This is a genomic window from Mesorhizobium sp. M1307, assembly GCF_040318155.1.
Taxonomy (GTDB): Bacteria; Pseudomonadota; Alphaproteobacteria; order Rhizobiales; family Rhizobiaceae; genus Mesorhizobium.
The window spans coordinates 1-1,457 of record NZ_JAMYLR010000106.1 but is presented as its reverse complement, the minus strand read 5'-3'; the positions used below and the strand labels follow the sequence as shown (position 1 = coordinate 1,457).

The window sequence follows — 1,457 nt, the reverse complement described above, 5'->3', positions numbered from 1 at the left end:
GCCTATGGTAAGACTCGTGCTGCGTCGGGATATGATGCAACAGCCATTCGTTCGCGCAGCCGCCGTAAGGCGCGTGATGAATGGCTGGCGCTGATCCCGGGTGCACACGAAGGCTACGTCAGCTGGGAAAGGGCGGAAGCGATCCGCAAGATGGTGAGCGACAACGTGCCCACGAGCCGGCATCACGGGGCGCCCAAGCATGGCGACGCTCTGCTCGCCGGCCTTGTCCGCTGCCGGCGCTGCGGCCGCAAGCTGACGGTCCGCTACACGGGAACCAAGCACAACATTCCGCGCTATTCCTGCTGGCGTGGTCTGCTTGACAATGGCGAGCCGCGTTGCATCGCCTTCGGTGGACTACGCGTCGACGACGCCATCGAGGAAGCTCTTCTGCGGGTTGTCGAGCCGGCAGCGATAGCCGCGGCCGTCGAGGCCGAAGCGCAAGCGGCCAGTCGCCGCGATCAGGTCCGCGATGCTCTGATGCGCGATCGCGAGGCGGCACGCTACAACGCCGATCGGGCGTTCCGGCAATACGACGCCATCGATCCGCAGAACCGGCTGGTCGCGGCGGAACTGGAGTTGCGATGGAACCGGGCGCTTACGCGTGTCGGCGAGATCGAGAGCAGGATTGCCGCGCATGATGCCTCGACATCGGAGCCATCACTTCTGTCGCCAATACACGTCACCGCGCTCGCCGCCGATCTCAAGGCTGTATGGGCGGCGCCGACGACGGATGCAAGGCTCAAGAAGCGCATCGTTCGCACCGTCATCCGGGAGGTGGTCGCCGATATCGATGACGAAGCGTCAGAGATCGTTCTTCTGATCCATTGGGTTGGCGGCGTCCATACTGAACTGCGCCTGCCGAAGCGGCGCCGTGGACAGCGCAACAGCACGTCCGGCGATATCATCGCGGCCGTCCGCCAACTGGTGCTCATCGCCAATGATGATCTGATTGCTGGCATCCTCAACCGCAATGGACTGGTGACCGGCCACGGCAATCGATGGACACGCGAACGGGTCACCGCGCACAGGTCGCATCATAAGATCCCTGTCTTCCGGCCAGCGGCGGACGGCAAAGAGCCATGGCTTAACCTGAACAAGGCGGCGCGCCTTCTCGGCGTTGCACCGAAGACCCTCAGGCTCGCCGCCGAGGCGGGCGAGATCGAAGGCGTTCATCCTCTGCCGGATGGTCCATGGGTCTTCAGCCGATCAACGCTTGGCGAACCTGCGGCACAGCGCATCGTTCATCGCGCGCGGCAAAACCCAAAATACCGCACGGGATCGCATCCAGATCAGCAAAACCTATTCACTTCAACGACATAGACAGATGGGTGTTATGAAACAGGATTGTAGTCGGCGCGGAGGGCGATGGCGACGCGTGCCTGAGCCAGCGAAGTAAACAGCGTCTCATTGAGCAGTTCATCGCGTAGTCGGCCGTTGAAGCTCTCGATGAAGCCATT

Annotated in this window: 1 protein-coding gene and 1 pseudogene; one reads left to right on the top strand and one right to left on the bottom strand. The window is 62.6% G+C overall.

Going from position 1 to position 1,457, the window contains the following annotated elements:
- Positions 1–1,320: recombinase zinc beta ribbon domain-containing protein (locus NKH16_RS34820; RefSeq protein WP_352903967.1), on the top strand; the 1,320-nt coding region annotated here is incomplete at its 5' end.
- Between the two features lie 23 nt (positions 1,321–1,343).
- Here NKH16_RS34820 and NKH16_RS34815 read toward each other — a convergent pair.
- A pseudogene (locus NKH16_RS34815) lies at positions 1,344–1,457 on the bottom strand (integrase core domain-containing protein); the annotation flags it as partial.